Origin of the sequence: Collimonas arenae, assembly GCF_001584165.1 — a bacterium.
Lineage (GTDB): Bacteria > Pseudomonadota > Gammaproteobacteria > Burkholderiales > Burkholderiaceae_D > Collimonas > Collimonas arenae.
The window spans coordinates 3,961,672-3,978,480 of record NZ_CP013233.1 but is presented as its reverse complement, the minus strand read 5'-3'; the positions used below and the strand labels follow the sequence as shown (position 1 = coordinate 3,978,480).

Genomic DNA, 16,809 nt, shown 5'->3' with positions numbered 1-16,809 from the left:
GTTATTGCATGCAGCGAGCATGCAGTCGAAGTGTGTGCCACGACTAAGCAGTTAAATGGGGTCAGAGTTTTTTTCGCGGCTTCTTGCGAAAATTACACTTCCCGCGCAGCTCTGACCCCATTTAACGAACCACGGAGTAAATACAGCGGCGCATCTTCCGTTATTGCGCAGCAGAACCCGTCACATTATTCCCCAGTTGTCCCTGCTCCGGAAACAACTCCCCCAACACCCCACGCAACCACCGATTCGCCGGATCCAGTTCGGCGTTGTCGTGCCAGTACAGGTAGACATCCAATGGCGGTGTCGGCAGCGGTAGCGGGTAAATCCGGTTCGGCAGGTTGATGTTGGCGATTTGGGCGTAGTGTTCGGGCATGGTGGTGAGCAGGTCGGAATTGCTGACTACCTGGCAGGCTGCGAAATAGTGTTGGCAGCGCAAGCCGATGTGGCGTTGGCGGCCGATGCGGGCCAGTTCTACGTCTTCGACACCGGGACCGGTGCGGCGCGAGGAGACCAGGATGTGGTTTTGGGACAGGTAGGTTTCCAGGTCCAGTCCTTTTTTCAATGCAGGATGATCCTGGCGCGCCACCACCACCAACGCATCGCGCGATAGTGGCGTGCTGCGGATTTCACCGGGGCGCTGCAGCAGCACATCGACAGCGATGTCCAGCGTACCGGCGGCCAGTTCCGATTCCAGTTGCCGTCTTTCCACCCGCACCGAATTGATTTCAATCAGCGGCGCCTTCGCCTGCAACAGCTGCATCAGCGGCGGCAGCAAGCGCGCCTCCAGCACGCCCGGCAGGCCCAGGTTGAAACTGCGGCGCGTGGTCGCGGGATCGAACTGGTTGCCGTGCTTGACGCTGACTTCCAAGGTTTGCAACGCCTGTCGCACCGGACCGATCAACGAACGCGTCATCGGTGTCGGCAACATGTTGCTGCCTTGTCGAATGAATAACGGATCGCCCAGCAAGTCGCGCAGCCGCGCCAGCGCGTGGCTGACCGCCGGCTGGGTCAGGTTGAGGGCCTTCGCCGCGCGCGTGATGTTGCCCTCGGCGTAGATGGTGTCGAGCACCACGAACAGGTTGAGATCGATGCGGCTGATATGCATGAGATTAATTATTGTCTATATAAATCATTCATTTGATGAATTATAGCGACTGCGGCACACTTGGCAGAACTATTCAACAGTCGAGGACGCCATGGATTTTGCCTATTCGCCGAAGGCGCGCAACTATATCGAGCGGCTCAATACGTTCATGCGCGAGCACGTCTTGCCGGCCGAAGCCGACTATTTCAGCCAGCTGAAACGCGGTCCGCTGCCATGGAATGTGCCGCCGGTGATGCTGGCCTTGAAGGCTAAAGCCAAGGAGGCTGGCTTGTGGAATCTGTTCCTGCCGGATGAGGAGTTCGGCGCTGGACTCAGCAATACCGATTACGCACCGCTGGCCGAAATCATGGGCCGCTCGTTCATCGCGCCGGAAGTCTTCAACTGCAACGCTCCCGATACCGGCAACATGGAAGTGCTGGCCAAGTATGGTTCGCCCGAGCAACAGACGCAATGGCTGAAGCCGTTGCTGGCTGGCGAATACCGTTCGGCATTTTGCATGACCGAACCGGAGGTGGCATCCAGCGACGCCACCAACATGCGCGCCACCGCGCTGATCGATGGCGACGAAGTGCTGCTCAACGGCCGCAAATGGTGGAGCACCGGTATCGGGCATCCGAACTGCAAGTTCGTGATCTTCATGGGCCTGACCTATCCCGACGGCCCCAAGCATGCGCGCCATTCGATGGTGATCGTGCCGATGTCGACGCCCGGCGTGAAAATCGAAAGGATGCTGCCGGTATTCGGCGCGCTGGATGAACCGTATGGCCATGGCGAAGTCAGTTTCACCAATGTCCGCGTGCCGCTGACCAATATCATCGCCGGTCCGGGACGCGGTTTTGAAATCGCCCAGGGCCGCCTCGGGCCGGGCCGCATCCACCACTGCATGCGCGCGCTCGGCGCCGCTGAAGTGGCGTTGGAAATGTTGTGCAAGCGCGCATTGACACGCACTGCCTTCGGCAAGCCGCTGGCCGATCTCGGCGGTAATGCCGACATCATCGCCAATGCGCGCATGGCCATCGAGCAATCGCGCTTGCTGACCTTGAAGGCAGCGTGGATGATGGATACCGTCGGCGCCAAGGCGGCGATGAGCGAAATCTCGCAGATCAAAGTAGTGGCGCCAAGCGTGGCCCAACTGGTGATCGACCAGGCGATCCAGATTCATGGCGGTGCCGGCGTTTGCGACGACTTGCCGCTGACCGCCTTGTTTGCCTACGCCCGCGTGCTGCGTTTGGCGGATGGGCCGGATGAGGTACACCGCGCGCTGATCGCCAAGCTGGAACTGAAAGCGCAAGCGACTAAATTTGCTGCACAAGGAGAGCCTGTATGACCTTGATCGACCAAGCCGGTGCTGTGCGCAGCGGCGAAGAACTGGATGTCGCCGCCGTCGATGCTTTCCTGAAAGGCGTTGACCACAACCTTGAGGGCGTGCCGACAGTAAGCCAGTTTCCTGGCGGCGCCTCCAACCTGACTTACTTGCTGAGTTACGCCAACCGCGAGCTGATCCTGCGCCGCCCCCCGTTCGGCGCCAAGGCCAAATCGGCCCACGACATGCTGCGCGAAGCCAATATCATGACCGAGCTGAAGCCGGTCTATCCCTATGTGCCAAGCGTGTTTGCGACCTGTCAGGATCGCGCGGTGATGGACAGCGATTTCTATGTGATGGAGCGGCTGCGCGGCATCGTCCTGCGCGACAAGCTACCCGAGGGCCTGGCGCTGAGCGAGGCCGAGACGCGCCAACTGTGCCTGAACGTGATCGACAAGATGATCGCGCTGCACCAGGTTGATTACCAGGCTGCCGGCTTGGCGCACCTGGGTAAAGGCGACGGTTATGTGCAGCGGCAGATATCCGGCTGGAGCGAGCGTTATCGCAAGGCACGCACCGATAACGCGGTCGATTTCGAAGAAGTGATGCGCTGGCTGGCCGACAAGATGCCGGCCGGCGATGTTGCCACCTGCCTGATCCACAACGATTTTCGTTTCGATAACGTGGTGTTGAATCCTGACGATCCGCTGCAAGTCATCGGCGTGCTGGACTGGGAAATGGCGACGCTCGGCGATCCGCTGATGGACCTTGGCAACGCGCTGGCCTATTGGGTACAGGCCGACGACGAACCGCAATTCAAGCAAATGCGACGCCAGCCGACCCATTTGCCGGGCATGCTGACGCGCAAGGAAGTGGTGGCCTACTATGCCGAGAAAACCGGTTACCGCACCGATCATTTCGATTTTTATGAAATCTACGGCCTGTTCCGACTGGCGGTGATTGTGCAGCAAATCTATTACCGCTTCCATCACGGCCAGACCAAGAATCCGCAGTTTTCATTCTTTGTCCACGTCACCAATTATCTGGAACAGCGCTGCAAGAATCTGATCGCGCAGTCGACGCTGTTGAATACATGAGTGCCATCTATCTGGTGCGCCACGGCCAAGCCAGCTTCGGTGCGGCTGACTATGATCAGCTGTCCGAACTGGGTGTGCGCCAGTCCACATTGCTGGGGCAGTGGCTGGCGCAGACCGGGCAGGACATGCCGTTGCTGGTCACCGGCAGCCATCGCCGTCATCAGCAAAGCAGTGCGGCTTGCCTGGCAGCGCTGTCGCACAACTGCGGTACAAGCGCGCAACAGCAGTTGCAAGATCCCGGCTTCGATGAATTTGATCACCAACAAGTACTGCTGCGCCTGATGCCGCAGTTTGCCGATCGTGCCGTGCTGGCGGCTTACCTGGCAGAGCAGGAGAATCCAGCGCGCGCATTCCAGCAAGTGTTTGCCAAAGCCGTGGCACGCTGGGTTGGCGGTGAACACGATGAGGATTACAGCGAAACCTGGCCGCAATTCAAGGCGCGTTGCAACGCTGCGTTGGCGCGGTTGCTGGAATGTATCGGCTCGGGTCAGTCGGCCTGGGTGTTTACTTCGGGCGGCCCGATCAGCGCGATTTGCCAGCGGTTGCTGGCGATTCCAGACCGGCAGATTTTTGAATTGAACTGGTCGCTGGTCAACACCGGCGTCACCAAATTGCTGTATCGCCCCGGGCGTGTCAGCCTGAGTTACCTGAACAGTTTTGCGCATCTCGAAAACGCGCGCGATGCGACGCTGGTGAGCTATCGCTAATCACCAACCAAGTTACCCGCCAAATTACCCATTTCAACGGAGACAGAGAACATGACAAGCACAACAATTTTTGACCTGAAGGGCAAGATCGCACTGGTCACCGGCGCCAGCCGCGGCATCGGTGAAGCGATCGCCAAACTATTGGCGCAGCAAGGCGCGCATGTGATCGTATCGAGCCGCAAGGCCGAGGCGTGCGAGAAGGTGGTAGCCGATATTGTGGCCAGTGGTGGATCGGCGGAGGTCATGGCTTGCCATATCGGTGAGATGGCGCAGATCGAAGCAATCTTTCAAGCCATCGCCAGCAAGCACGGGCGGCTCGATATCCTGGTCAACAATGCCGCCGCCAACCCGCATTTCGGGCCAATCGTCGAGACCGACGTGGCGGCTTTCCAGAAAACCGTCGACGTGAATATCCGCGGCTACTTTTTCATGTCGTCCTATGGCGCAAAACTGATGGCGCAGAACGGCGGCGGCGCGATCGTGAATGTGGCTTCGGTCAACGGCGTGACGCCTGGCGTGTTCCAGGGCATCTATTCGATTACCAAGGCAGCGGTGATTTCGATGACCAAGGCTTTCGCCAAGGAATGCGCGGCCAGCGGCGTGCGTGTCAACGCTTTGCTGCCTGGCTTCACCGAGACCAAGTTCGCGGCCGCACTGATCGACAACCCGGCGATCCTGAAACAGGCCTTGCAGCACATCCCGATGAACCGTGTGGCGCAGCCGGATGAAATGGCGGGCGCAGTGCTGTATCTGGTATCGCCGGCGGCCAGCTATGCCACAGGTGTTTGCATGAATGTCGACGGCGGCTATTTGTTGAATTAAGAACAGAAGAGAAAAATCACATGAAGAACCTACAAGGCAAGGTCGCAGTCATCACCGGCGGCGCAGAAGGCATCGGCAAGGGTATCGCGGTACGCGCGGCGGCGGAGGGCATGAAGCTGGTGCTGGCCGATATCAACGCTGCCAAACTGGAAACCACGGTGGCGGAGTTCAAGGCACAGGGCATCGAAGTCATTGGCGTGCCGACCGATGTCGCCAACGAAGAGCAGGTTAATGCGCTGGCGGCCAAGGCCTTTGCGCAATTCGGCAATGTCCATTTGCTGGTCAACAATGCTGGCGTCGCGGTCGCCAAACCGGCCTGGGAAACCACGCAAAAAGATTGGGACTGGGTTATGGGCGTCAATTTCTATGGCGTCACCCACGCGCTACGCGCCTTCATCCCGACCATGCTCAAGCACGGCGAAGAAGGGCATATCGTCAATACCGCCTCGATGGCCGGCCTGACCTCGCAGCCCAGCCTGGCCAGTTACAACGCCAGCAAGCATGCGGTAGTGACGGTGTCCGAAGGATTACATCACGACCTCGTTTTGCGCCAGTCGCGGATCAAGGTATCCGTATTGTGCCCGGGATGGGTCAAGACCGGAATCGGCCATTCTGAGCGCAATCGTGCTAATGCGGCCCATGCTGACAGAGTGTTGGATCCGGTAGCAGCCAAGGTAGGTATGGCGGTGTTGCAGGCTGTGGAGAACGGTATTCCGGTGCAGCAGGTTGCCGACGACGTGTTTGATGCGATTCGCCTGGAGCGCTTTTACATCCTCACGCATCCAGAAATGAAGCAGGCGATTCAGGTGCGGATGGAAGACATCCTGCTGCAGCGGGCGCCGACTTTATTGCGAATTTAAAGACTGCATGCAAGTCACAGGGCGGATCGGCAACAGCAATGCCGCCCTGAAAATAAAGCTTATGCAATATCAGATTTCATTCCCGTTTTTATTCCCGCCTGATTCTCCCACTTGTGTGTTCACCGTTTGGTACGACGTCACTTCGAACTGATCCACGATCAAACGCAGCGCGCCAAAAAATATTTTCATTTTTGTAAGGATCGCGTCGGCAGCGCGACTCAGGTAGTAACAGGTTTGCATAAACGCTAACCAGCGTGCTGCAAACTTGTGATGCTTAGCCCCGTGTCGCGCATCGCTTTAGTTTTTTTACGACACGATCCCACTATTTTTAAACAGGAGCATTTATGAAGACCGCAATCGTCGCAGCATTTACCTTGGCAATGGCACTCACGTCGTTCACGGCGTCCGCTGGTGAAACAAAGACTACCCAGAATATGACGCAGATGAGTATGGCGAGTCAGGATGAGGGTATGGCCAAGATGGATGAAAACATGCCGATGAAGATGAATGAAAGCATGCCAATGATGAAAAAAAGCATGGCCAAATCGACCCCGTTTTTTAATATTTATCACGGGCACTGATAATTTCAGTCTTGCCGGGGATGTAAGCCGTGGGGTGGGCAAAAATGTCCACCTCACAAAAAAAGCGGGATGAGATTTCTATCTCGTCCCGCTTTTTATATTTCAGCCGACTCCGCTTAGTCGATATCGAATTTCACACCCTGCGCCAGCGGCAAGGTACGGCTGTAGTTGATGGTGTTGGTGGCACGACGCATATAAGTCTTCCACGAATCGGAACCCGATTCACGGCCACCGCCGGTTTCTTTTTCACCGCCAAACGCGCCGCCGATTTCCGCGCCGCTAGTGCCGATGTTGACGTTGGCCAGGCCGCAATCGCTGCCGCTGGCCGACATGAATGCTTCCGCTTCGCGCACATCGTTGGTGAAGATCGCTGACGACAAGCCCTGCGGTACCGCATTGTTCATGCGCACCGCATCGTCGAAGTTTTCGTAGCGCAGCACATACAGAATCGGCGCGAAGGTTTCGTGATGCACGATGTCGCTTTGCTGCGACATGCGCACCAATGCAGGACGCACGTAATACGCATTTTCGCCATCGCCTACTGCGACCCGCTCGCCGCCCGTGACCACGCCGCCTTCGGCCTTGGCCTGCTGCAATGCAGTCTGCATTGCTTCGAACGACTGCTGGTCGACCAACGGACCGACCAGGGTGCCCGCATCCAGCGGATCGCCGACCTTGACGCTGGCGTAGATGCGTTCGATGCGGTTGACCACATCGTCATAAATGCTGCTGTGGACAAACAAACGGCGCAAGCTGGTGCAGCGTTGGCCGGCGGTGCCGACAGCGGAGAAAGTAATCGCGCGCAGGGCCAGGCTCAAATCGGCGGTCGGCGTGACGATCATGCCGTTGTTGCCGCCAAGTTCCAGCAGGCTGCGGCCCAGGCGCTCGGCTACAGTAGTGGCGACCTTGCGGCCCATGCGCACGCTACCGGTAGCGCTGATCAGCGGCACCAGCGGCGAGGCCGACAGGGTAGCGCCGATCTCGGCGCGGCCCAGAACCACTTGGCACAGATTCGACGGCAGCAGGTCCGGACGCTGTTGCGAGAAACGCGCCACGGCTTTTTCATACAAGGCATGCACGGCTAGCGCGACCACCGGTGTTTTTTCCGACGGCTTCCAGATCACCGCATTGCCGCACACCAGCGCCAGCGCGGCATTCCATGCCCACACCGCGACCGGGAAGTTGAACGCGGTGATGACGCCGCACACGCCCAGCGGATGCCAGGTTTCCATCATCCGGTGACCTGGACGTTCGGAAGCGATGGTCAGACCGTACAGCTGGCGCGACAGGCCGACTGCGAAATCGCAGATGTCGATCATTTCCTGCACTTCGCCGATACCTTCGGACAGGATCTTGCCGGATTCCAGCGTCACCAGTTTGCCCAGCGGCTCGCGGTTTTCGCGCAGCACTTCACCCAGGATGCGCACCAGTTCGCCGCGCACCGGCGCCGGCACCACGCGCCATTTTTCGTAGGCTTGCTGGGCATTCTTGATGGCGGCTTCGGTTTCCGCCACGGTATGGGCGCGCAGCGATGCAATCGCAGCGCCATCGCGCGGCGAACGCGAATGGAGATCGTTGCCGGCATGGGCGGAGAAATCGAAACCGAGTTCAGCGAAGATGGTGGAGATTTGCGTCATGATGTCCTTTGCGGGGTTCGGATGCCGATCTGCGTGCCGCCTTGTGGGCGAACTGCTATCGGTGATGGCATCGAGTATAAGGAATAAGTCGTGGTTTCTTAAAGTCAAAAAATATCAGGACATCATTACCTTTGATCATGCAGTGTCGCCGCAGTTCATCGCACTGGAATGGCCGCTCAGGCTTCCGGCAGCTCACCCAGGATCCATTCCTGGAATTTAAGCACTGCCGCCTTGCTGGCGTTTTTCTCAGGATAAGTCAGGTAATAGGATTGCGGGCTCTTGACCGCGAACGGGAACGGCACATGCAGCTGGCCGAGGGCGATCTCGGTTTCCACCAGGAATTTCGGCATCAGCGCCACGCCGAGGCCGGCAGCGGCAGCCTGGATCACCATCGACAGTTGTTCGAAGCGTGGGCCGGAGAGGGCGTCGGGACAGGCCACGCCGACCTGGCTGAACCAGTCCTGCCAGGCTTGCGGGCGGGTCGTGTGTTGCAATAACGTCATCTCTGTCAGGTCTTCGATGCGCTTGATCTGCCGCCCCAGTTCCTGGCTGCAAACCGGCAGCACTTCTTCACCCATCAACCGCACCATGACCGCGCCGGGCCAGTTTGGCTCGCCGAAATGGATCGCGGCATCGACCGGCCGGCTATTGAAATCGAACGGCAGCACCTCGGTGCTGAGGTTGAGGATCACATCGGGATAAGCCGCATTGAATTTGGCCAGGCGCGGAATCAGCCATTTGACGCCGAAGGTCGGCAAGGTGGCCAGGTTGAGCACGCCGCCCGAATTCTTGTGGGCCATGACCTGGAAGGTGGCCATTTCGATCTGCTTGAGGATGGTGGCGACCTGGCTGGCGTATTCGACTCCCGCCTCGGTCAGGATCAGGCGGCGGTTGATGCGCTCGAACAGCTTTACCCCGAGATAGTCTTCCAGGATCGCCGCCTGTCGGCTGACTGCGCCTTGCGTCATGTGCAACTCGTTGGCAGCCTTGGTGAAGGACAGGTGGCGTGCGGCCGTGTCAAAAGCGATCAGACACGAGGTCGAGGGGATGAATCTGCGCATTTTTCGTGGTGCCGAGTAGGTATGTGCTGCCGTGCTTGCTATCGAGCAGGCACTATACCAAACGCGCGGCTTTTCAGCTTCACCTTTAGCTTGCATAAACACCAATCAGAATCGACATCCGACAGCCGCGTTATTGCTTGGCGCCATAGCTGGTCACCCCCAGCAGCCGCTCGGGGTCGAACACGTTTTGCATTCTGGTCGCCAGGGCTAGTTGTGCGGGCGTCGTATAACGCTCGTAGAATTGCTGGTTGAACGGACCGACGCCATGCTCGGCGCTGAAGCTGCCTTTATATTTCAGCACCGCGAGGTCGTAGATTTCCTGGCGCAGGGCGTTGATGCGCAGCGGTGGAAAATCGGCGATGAGCTGTTCGGGAATCGCCAGGTTGAAGTGCAGGCCGCCATCACCCCAGTGGCCGAAATCGAAGAGCTTGATGCCGGCATGGCTTTGTTCCAGCAGTGCCGCCGCTTCCTGACGGAATTGCCCCAAGCTGGAACGCGGCACGGAAATATCGAAAGCCACCACTTTGCCTTCCTGGCGCACGCTGTCGCTGATGGCATGGCGAATGCGCCACAGCACCTCGGGCTTGTCGATCACGGCGTCCAGGATGAGATCGCCGAAGCAGCTTTCCAGCCATGCGCCGAACAGTTTTTCCAGGTCGAAATCGGCGCTGCGCGGCCGCGCCGAACTGAGTTCGATCAGGAACGCGTAAGGCGGTAGTGGCTCGAATGGCGCGGCAATGCCGGGCACATGCTGCAACACGGATTGCAAGGCATTTTGCGAAATGCCTTCGAAGGCGCTGAGGAAATCGGCGAAATTGCGTTCGACGTCGCGCAGCAGCAGCGCCGCCGCTTCCATTGAGGCCGGCGCCACCAGCGCGGTGGCGCTTTGCTGCGGCCGCGGATGGACTTGCAACACCACCTGAGTGATGACGCCGTAAGCGCCGCCGGTGCCGATAAAGCATTGTTTCCAGTCGGGGCCGGTATTGTTTTTTCTGAGGCGATTCGTGAGATCCAGCCGTTCGCCGGGCGGATCGATCAGCAACGCTTCCAGCCCCAGGGTGTTGTGGCGGACATCGCCATAGCGGATCAGCCGTGCACCGCCGGTATTGGCTGCCAGCATGCCGCCCAGCGAGGGATCGGCGCCGAGATCGATGGGGAAATACAGGTCATGTTTTTCCAGCGCCTGATTCAGTTCCGATAAACGGGTGCCGGCATACGCCTGCACCACGCGATCAACCGGATCGATATCGATGACGCCCTTGATACGCTCCATGCTGAGCAGCACGTCCAGCCCGGAGCGATCCGGCGATGCGGCGCCGACCAGGCCGGTATTGGCTCCCTGCGGCACGATCCGGATCTTGTCGCGCGCACACAGGCGCATCAGTTCCGCTGCTTCATCGACATTGGCCGGGCGGGCGATGCACAAGCTCTTGCCGTCGCCGTAGCGCGCGCCTTTTTCATACAGTTGCCGCTGCTCCGGCTGCAACAGGCAGCCTTGCGGACCGAGCAGGTCGGCGATGCGTTGCTGCAGCGTGATGATATCGGTCATGTCAGGCATTCGCCGGGTTGGGCGCCGCCTCTGCCGAAGCGGTCATTTTGAAAATTCCCTGCGCATTGCCGCTGTCGAAGGTCAGGTCCAGCTTGGAGGTTTGGCTGGTTTCATCCAGATAGCGGTCGCGCGAAATGAATTCGTAGAACGATCCCGGTACCTGCATGTCGACCAACTGGCCATTATCGTCAAGCATCGGCCGCGATACCATGCTGGCGCGGAACGCCGTTTGCCGCACGCGGCCGTTGCGTGAGACTTCGATCTTGTCCTTGATGCTGCGTCCCAGCGCACGCTGCGCATCGGCCACCTGCTCGACATGGGCGACGCGATCGGTGGCGTGGTTGAACGCATTGCCTTCAGTCGAAATCCAGGCCATTTCGGCCGACTCTGCCAGCAAGATCCGGTATTCGGCGACGCTGGGCAATGCATGCTGGCGATCGAAGCAGCGCACCAGTACCGGCAGCAGCGCCAGCGCATCGGTGAGCGGCAGGGCTTTGTCGGCAGCGAGTTGCTGCAGCAGACGCGCCGAGTGTGAGTCGATCGGATCTTGTGAGGTCGACAAGACCTTGTTGACGGTCGCCTGGAATGCGTGGGAAAACTGATGCGGATGCAGTTCGCTCAGGAAGAACTGCGCGATTTCTTCAGGATCGTCCTCATGCGCGTAGGCGCGGCCGGTCATGCTGATCCGTTGCAGCGGGTAGACGCCGTTGACGTGGTAGCCAAGCGGCCGCAGGATGCGCGTGAACGCCGCTTCGCCGGCCGGCAGCGTGCCGGTGCTGATGCCAAGCACGGTGCGCAAGGCGCCGTGGTCGAAGCGGATCTTGTTGCCGGCGCGGACCGAATCCTGCACGTAGTCATTGCCTTGCGGGACGGCTTTCAGCAGTTTCTCGAACAGCAACATGTTCAGCGCCTGCGCGATCTCGATGCGGGAAACCTTGTCGGAACGCGGCCGCAATGTGCTCTCAGGGATTTGCAGCAGGTCAGATAATTGGCTGGCATGCTCGGCGCCCAGCAGGGACGCCAGCATGAATTGCAGGTTGGTGGTGGACATGCGCGCTCTTTATCGAGGAAGGATAAGCGCAGTGTAAATTTGATTTCGCCCCGGATAAAACGATAAATACTATTAGAACCATGCGTTTTACTCATGAACAGAGCAATTGGCTTTGGGCGGGACGAAAAAAAACAGCCGCCGAAGCAGCTGTCCTTATGGCGTGCAGAAAAACTTGCCCACCCTACAATGAACGAAGTAGCGTGGGCACATTGTACCCACGCGTAACCGACTAATGCATCAATACCCGATCGCAGCGCCTGCAGGACGACGTGTATCGTTGGCGCCGTAATAGAAGCCAGGACGCACGATGCCCGATACGCCGGAATCATTACCGGAGCTGGCCGATGTCACACCCGCAGCGCCTGGCAAGCCGATCATGATCAGCTCAGCCGCGCCCCAAGGGGTTTGTTCCTTCATCTTGTAGCCCATGCCTTCGAGGATCTTCAGGGTATCCGGCGACAGGCCGCGGGTTTCGTAGTAGACCTCGTCCGGCAGCCATTGGTGATGGATGCGCGGCGCATCGACCGCTTCCTGTGGCGCCATGCCGTAGTCGATCACGTTCAACGCAGTTTCCAGCGTGATGGTGATGATGCGCGAACCGCCCGGCGAACCCAGCACCATGTAAGTCTTGCCATCCTTGGTCACCAGGGTAGGTGCCATCGACGACAGCGGACGCTTGCCCGGAGCGATCGAGTTGGTCGCGCCCTGCACCAGGCCGAACAGGTTCTGCACGCCGGCCTTGACGGTGAAGTCATCCATTTCATCGTTCAGGAAGAAGCCGGTGCCCGGTGCAATCACCACGGCGCCGAAGCGGCCGTTGATGGTGTAGGTAGTGGAAACCGCGTTGCCATCCTTGTCGACGATCGAGTAATGGGTGGTTTCTGGTTTCTCATGCGGCGCCATGCCCGGTTGTACTTCGACCGAAGGCGTGGCCTTGTCGGCGCTGATCTTTTCGCGGATCGAAGCAGCATATTCCTTGCTCAGCAAGCGGTCCAGCGGATTCTTGACGAACGCAGGGTCGCCCAGGAAAGTGTTGCGATCCATGTAGGAATGGCGCATCGCTTCGGTCATGTAGTGCACTGCCGACGCCGAGTGGAAGCCCAACGCCTTCATGTCGTAGCCCTCAAGGATGTTGAGGATCTGGCACATGGTGGCGCCGCCGGAGCTTGGTGGTGGTGCGGAAACGAATACATAGCCGCGGTAGTTGCACGACAGCGGTGCGCTTTCGCTGATCTTGTAACCGGCGAAGTCGGCTGCGGTAATGATGCCGCCGCCAGCCTTGGAGGCGCGTTCCACGGCTGCCGGGATGGCGCCCTTATAGAAAGCGTCAGGGCCGTTGCGCGAGATGGCTTCCAGCGTCTTGGCCAGGTCCTTTTGCACCAGGCGATCGCCAGGTTGCAATGGTGTGCCGTCGCGACGCAGGAACAGGCGCGCAGCTTCCGGATCTTTCTTGAATTGGGCGATGGTGGTGTCGAGGATGTCGGTGTCGCCGCGGTTCAGGATGTAACCGTCGCGCGCCAGCTTGATCGCCGGCTGCATCACCTGGGCGCGCGTCAACTTGCCGTATTTGCGTTGCGCGGTGTCGAGTCCGAGCACGGTGCCCGGCACGCCGGCCGCCAGGTAGCCGAACAGGCTGGCGTTGGTGATCGCCTTGCCGTTGGCGTCCAGGTACATATTGGCGCTGGCCGCAGCGGGCGCGGTTTCACGGAAATTGATGAAGGTATCGCGGCCGTCGGCCAGGTGGATGGTCATGAAGCCGCCACCGCCGATATTGCCGCAGCAGGGATTGACCACCGCCTGCGCATAACCGACCGCAACCGCGGCATCAATCGCATTGCCGCCCATCTTCAGGATATCGACGCCGACCTGCGAAGCCAGGTGCTGCGAAGTCACCACCATGCCATTCTTCGCCTCGACTGCCGGCGCCGAAGCCGCCAGGGCGTTGCCCAGCAAGCCCAACAACAGCGCCGATGCGGCTAACGGTTTAAGCCAATAAGTAATACGCATACCTTCTCCCTTTTATTAGTGGGCAACCCGCTTGCCCGTACTTTCGAATTTGGTGCATGACCCCACTGTAAGTCGGCAGACGGTCGTTCGCTGCCACAGAGGATGTGCGCGACAATTATTGCACTCTCTTGCCGGCCCGGCATGCTTTTTACAAATCCGGATAACGATATGCGTATTAAGCATGAACTGCGCCAATGCAATTTGGCGGCATGGCGTTAAGTGCCGCCCTAAAGCGTGATTTCTTGATCGGATTTTCAAGCGAGCGCATGCCAGTCCATGATTTCTGCACATACAATACGTCCATATTTGTAGAAAAATGCGACAGTGCTTGCATAAATCACTGTTTTTTTATACAGTGCTACCTGAAGCTAAAGCACAGGTTCCAGATTCCTCACCATTTTTGCCGAAAGAATAGCTATGGACGATAAAAAATCCGCACCCAATCCGGATAAAAGCAAGGCCCTTGCCGCGGCCTTGGCGCAAATCGAGAAACAATTCGGCAAAGGTTCGGTCATGCGCATGGAAGACGGCGCCGTGGTCGAAGAAGTGCAAGTGGTCTCGACCGGCTCGCTCGGCCTGGATATCGCCCTGGGCGTCGGCGGCTTGCCGCGCGGCCGGGTAGTCGAAATCTACGGTCCTGAATCGTCCGGTAAAACCACGCTGACGCTGCAGACTATCGCCGAAATGCAAAAGCTCGGCGGCACCTGCGCGTTTATCGATGCGGAACACGCACTGGACGTCGGTTACGCACAGAAATTGGGCATCAACCTGTCCGAACTGCTGATTTCGCAACCGGATACCGGCGAACAAGCGCTGGAAATCACCGATGCGCTGGTGCGCTCGGGCGGCGTTGACCTGATCGTGGTCGACTCGGTTGCAGCCTTGACGCCACGCGCTGAAATCGAAGGCGACATGGGCGATTCCCTGCCAGGCCTGCAAGCGCGTCTGATGTCGCAAGCGCTGCGCAAGCTGACCGGCAGCATCAACCGCACCAACACGCTGGTGATCTTCATCAACCAGATCCGCATGAAGATCGGCGTCATGTTCGGCAATCCGGAAACCACCACCGGTGGTAACGCCCTGAAGTTCTACGCTTCGGTGCGCCTGGATATCCGCCGTACCGGCTCGATCAAATCCGGCGACGAAGTCATCGGCAACGAAACCAAGGTCAAGGTCGTCAAGAACAAGATCGCGCCGCCATTCAAGGAAGCGCATTTCGACATCCTGTATGGCGAAGGCACATCGCGCGAAGGTGAAATCCTCGATCTCGGTTCCGATGCCAAGATCGTTGAAAAGTCGGGCGCCTGGTACAGCTACAACGGCGAACGCATCGGCCAGGGCAAGGACAACGCCCGTACCTACTTGAAAGAACGGCCAGAACTGGCGCGTGAAATCGAGAACAAGGTGCGCGCTTCCCTGGGCGTGCCAGAACTCGGCGCGATCAAGTCGGACGGCGGCGACAAGGCTGAAAAAGCCGCAGCCAAGGCCAACAAGGCCGCAGCTGCTGCAGCAGCAAAGTCGGAAGAGCCGGTTTAATATCCTGACTGGCCTCGCTTCTCGCTTAAGCAGTTAAGTAAGAAACAGGCTGGTCAATCAAGAACGCCTTTCATAAAATTCCGCACAACGGGTTTTTGAAGGGCGTTGTTGTTTGCGGCGCACGATAGAACACAGCAGGCGCTATGTAATAAACGCGATTTGCTAAGTGACAAGTAACGACCAAAGTAACGACCAATCAGCACCATTTAATCAGCATTACCGGGAAAGCGGAGATGGCCAAACTGCAAATCAGCCTGAAGGGCAGGGCGCTGCGCTATCTGTCGGCGCGTGAACACAGCCGCCTGGAACTGGCGCGAAAATTGTCGCGTTACGCGCAGGAAGGCGACGACATCGAAGCCCTGCTCGACACGCTGGAAGCCGCAAAACTCCTGTCCCAATCGCGCTTTTCAGAATCCCTGATCCACCGCCGCGCCCATCGCTACGGCAACAGCCGCATCCTCTCCGAACTGCAAAGCCATGGTATCGACGCCGAGTCATTGGTAGATATCAAAGCCGACCTGGCCAGCGGCGAAGTCGGCCGCGCGCGCGAAGTCTGGCGCAAGAAATTCAACCAGCCACCGGCCGATGCCGCCGAGCGCGCCAAGCAAATGCGTTTCCTGCTGCAACGCGGGTTTTCGCACCGGGCAATACAGGCCGCGGTGAAGGGCGGCGGCGATGAATATGAGGATGAGTGAATCGGGATGCATTGCGACATCCCCGTCCCGGCGGCGTTCGATGGCTATTTTGCAATAGTCGATCAAAATCTGTAAGGCGGCATAAGCTGTGCTACACTTTTGGGGTTTTTGCAAACCGCAGGAGCGGCAGTTGCCATAGAAACTGTGGTAACGATACGCAAATTAGTCCACCGATATGTCTCTGACACCCTCTATCCCCCGCCGAGCGCTAAAGCACACCCGCGCGATTCACGTCGAAGCTTTTGTACGCGATGATGGCTTGTGGGATATCGACGCGCATGTTACCGATACCAAACCTTTTGATCTGTCATTGCCTTCCGGAAACTTGCCGGCGGGCGCGCCATTGCATAGTCTGTGGTTAAGATTGACGCTAGATCGCGAGTTTGTCGTCGTCGACATCGAGGCAAATTCCGAAGCGGTGCCATATCCTGGTTATTGCAACACAATTGGTCCTGATTATAAAAAGTTGATCGGCTTAAGCCTGGTCAAGGGCTTTCGTCATGCGCTCAAGGAGCGTATCGGCGGCGCGCTTGGTTGCACCCATCTGACCGAACTGGCGCAGATATTACCGACCGCGGCATTGCAGGCCTTTGGCGGCGAAGTAAATCGACCGAATGTTTCAGATCCGCTGGCGGAGCAGAAAAGGCCGCCACAGCTCGATCGTTGTCATGCTTTACGTAGTGAAGGCGCAGTTGTCGCCAAATATTATCCGAAGTGGGCAATCAGCCCTCCATCAGCAGTTGACTCCCAATCTAATTTATCCAACCAAGCAATTTCATTTAATTAAGTGTCAGAAGG

15 protein-coding genes are annotated in these 16,809 nt (G+C 58.4%); 9 read left to right on the top strand and 6 right to left on the bottom strand.

Annotated elements, in window-relative coordinates; all coding sequences use genetic code 11:
- Nucleotides 1–160: 160 nt before the first annotated feature.
- Nucleotides 161–1,105: a LysR family transcriptional regulator gene (locus tag CAter10_RS18225; RefSeq protein ID WP_061534533.1), complete on the bottom strand. Its 945-nt coding sequence runs from the start codon at nt 1,103–1,105 to the stop codon at nt 161–163.
- A 91-nt stretch (nt 1,106–1,196) separates the two neighbouring features.
- Here CAter10_RS18225 and CAter10_RS18220 point away from each other — a divergent pair, with 91 nt between their 5' ends.
- The 6 genes from CAter10_RS18220 to CAter10_RS18195 all read left to right on the top strand — a co-directional run bounded on the left by CAter10_RS18220 (nt 1,197) and on the right by CAter10_RS18195 (nt 6,475).
- Nucleotides 1,197–2,432, top strand: coding sequence for an acyl-CoA dehydrogenase family protein (locus tag CAter10_RS18220; protein WP_061534532.1), 1,236 nt, complete (start codon nt 1,197–1,199; stop codon nt 2,430–2,432).
- Nucleotides 2,429–3,505, top strand: a complete 1,077-nt coding sequence (locus tag CAter10_RS18215) for a phosphotransferase family protein (protein ID WP_061534531.1) — start codon at nt 2,429–2,431, stop codon at nt 3,503–3,505. The genes CAter10_RS18220 and CAter10_RS18215 overlap by 4 nt, the downstream gene beginning before the upstream one ends.
- Nucleotides 3,502–4,212, top strand: coding sequence for a histidine phosphatase family protein (locus CAter10_RS18210; RefSeq protein ID WP_061534530.1), 711 nt, complete (start codon nt 3,502–3,504; stop codon nt 4,210–4,212). The genes CAter10_RS18215 and CAter10_RS18210 overlap by 4 nt, the downstream gene beginning before the upstream one ends.
- 51 nt (nt 4,213–4,263) lie before the next feature.
- Nucleotides 4,264–5,034, top strand: coding sequence for an SDR family oxidoreductase (locus CAter10_RS18205; RefSeq protein WP_061534529.1), 771 nt, complete (start codon nt 4,264–4,266; stop codon nt 5,032–5,034).
- Nucleotides 5,035–5,054: 20 nt separating this feature from the next.
- Complete coding sequence (locus CAter10_RS18200; protein ID WP_061534528.1) at nt 5,055–5,894, top strand: SDR family NAD(P)-dependent oxidoreductase; 840 nt, start codon at nt 5,055–5,057, stop codon at nt 5,892–5,894.
- A 344-nt stretch (nt 5,895–6,238) separates the two neighbouring features.
- Nucleotides 6,239–6,475, top strand: a complete 237-nt coding sequence (locus tag CAter10_RS18195) for a hypothetical protein (protein ID WP_061534527.1) — start codon at nt 6,239–6,241, stop codon at nt 6,473–6,475.
- A gap of 116 nt (nt 6,476–6,591) precedes the next feature.
- Here the strand turns inward: CAter10_RS18195 and amaB are convergent, their stop codons facing one another.
- The 5 genes from amaB to ggt all read right to left on the bottom strand — a co-directional run bounded on the left by amaB (nt 6,592) and on the right by ggt (nt 13,672).
- On the bottom strand, nt 6,592–8,112 hold the full coding sequence (gene amaB / locus CAter10_RS18190; RefSeq protein ID WP_061534526.1) for an L-piperidine-6-carboxylate dehydrogenase: 1,521 nt from the start codon (nt 8,110–8,112) through the stop codon (nt 6,592–6,594).
- A 176-nt stretch (nt 8,113–8,288) separates the two neighbouring features.
- Nucleotides 8,289–9,173, bottom strand: coding sequence for a transcriptional regulator GcvA (gcvA, locus tag CAter10_RS18185; RefSeq protein ID WP_061534525.1), 885 nt, complete (start codon nt 9,171–9,173; stop codon nt 8,289–8,291).
- 130 nt (nt 9,174–9,303) lie between these two features.
- The gene (locus CAter10_RS18180) at nt 9,304–10,722 is read right to left on the bottom strand and encodes an FAD-binding oxidoreductase (protein ID WP_061534524.1); all 1,419 of its coding nucleotides are present in this window, start codon (nt 10,720–10,722) and stop codon (nt 9,304–9,306) included.
- A 1-nt stretch (nt 10,723) separates the two neighbouring features.
- Nucleotides 10,724–11,773 carry a DUF1338 domain-containing protein gene (locus CAter10_RS18175; protein ID WP_061534523.1) on the bottom strand — a complete coding sequence of 350 codons (1,050 nt, stop codon included), beginning with the start codon at nt 11,771–11,773 and terminating at the stop codon, nt 10,724–10,726.
- A gap of 237 nt (nt 11,774–12,010) precedes the next feature.
- Nucleotides 12,011–13,672 (bottom strand): gamma-glutamyltransferase, encoded by a 1,662-nt coding sequence (gene ggt / locus CAter10_RS18170; protein ID WP_231879318.1) that lies wholly within the window; start codon nt 13,670–13,672, stop codon nt 12,011–12,013.
- Between the two features lie 525 nt (nt 13,673–14,197).
- Here ggt and recA point away from each other — a divergent pair.
- From recA to CAter10_RS18155, 3 genes are all read left to right on the top strand, one after another.
- On the top strand, nt 14,198–15,316 hold the full coding sequence (gene recA / locus CAter10_RS18165; RefSeq protein WP_061534521.1) for a recombinase RecA: 1,119 nt from the start codon (nt 14,198–14,200) through the stop codon (nt 15,314–15,316).
- A 233-nt stretch (nt 15,317–15,549) separates the two neighbouring features.
- Nucleotides 15,550–16,011 (top strand): recombination regulator RecX, encoded by a 462-nt coding sequence (gene recX / locus CAter10_RS18160; protein ID WP_061534520.1) that lies wholly within the window; start codon nt 15,550–15,552, stop codon nt 16,009–16,011.
- Between the two features lie 175 nt (nt 16,012–16,186).
- Nucleotides 16,187–16,798, top strand: a complete 612-nt coding sequence (locus tag CAter10_RS18155; protein ID WP_061534519.1) for a DUF2889 domain-containing protein — start codon at nt 16,187–16,189, stop codon at nt 16,796–16,798.
- Nucleotides 16,799–16,809 lie beyond the last annotated feature (11 nt).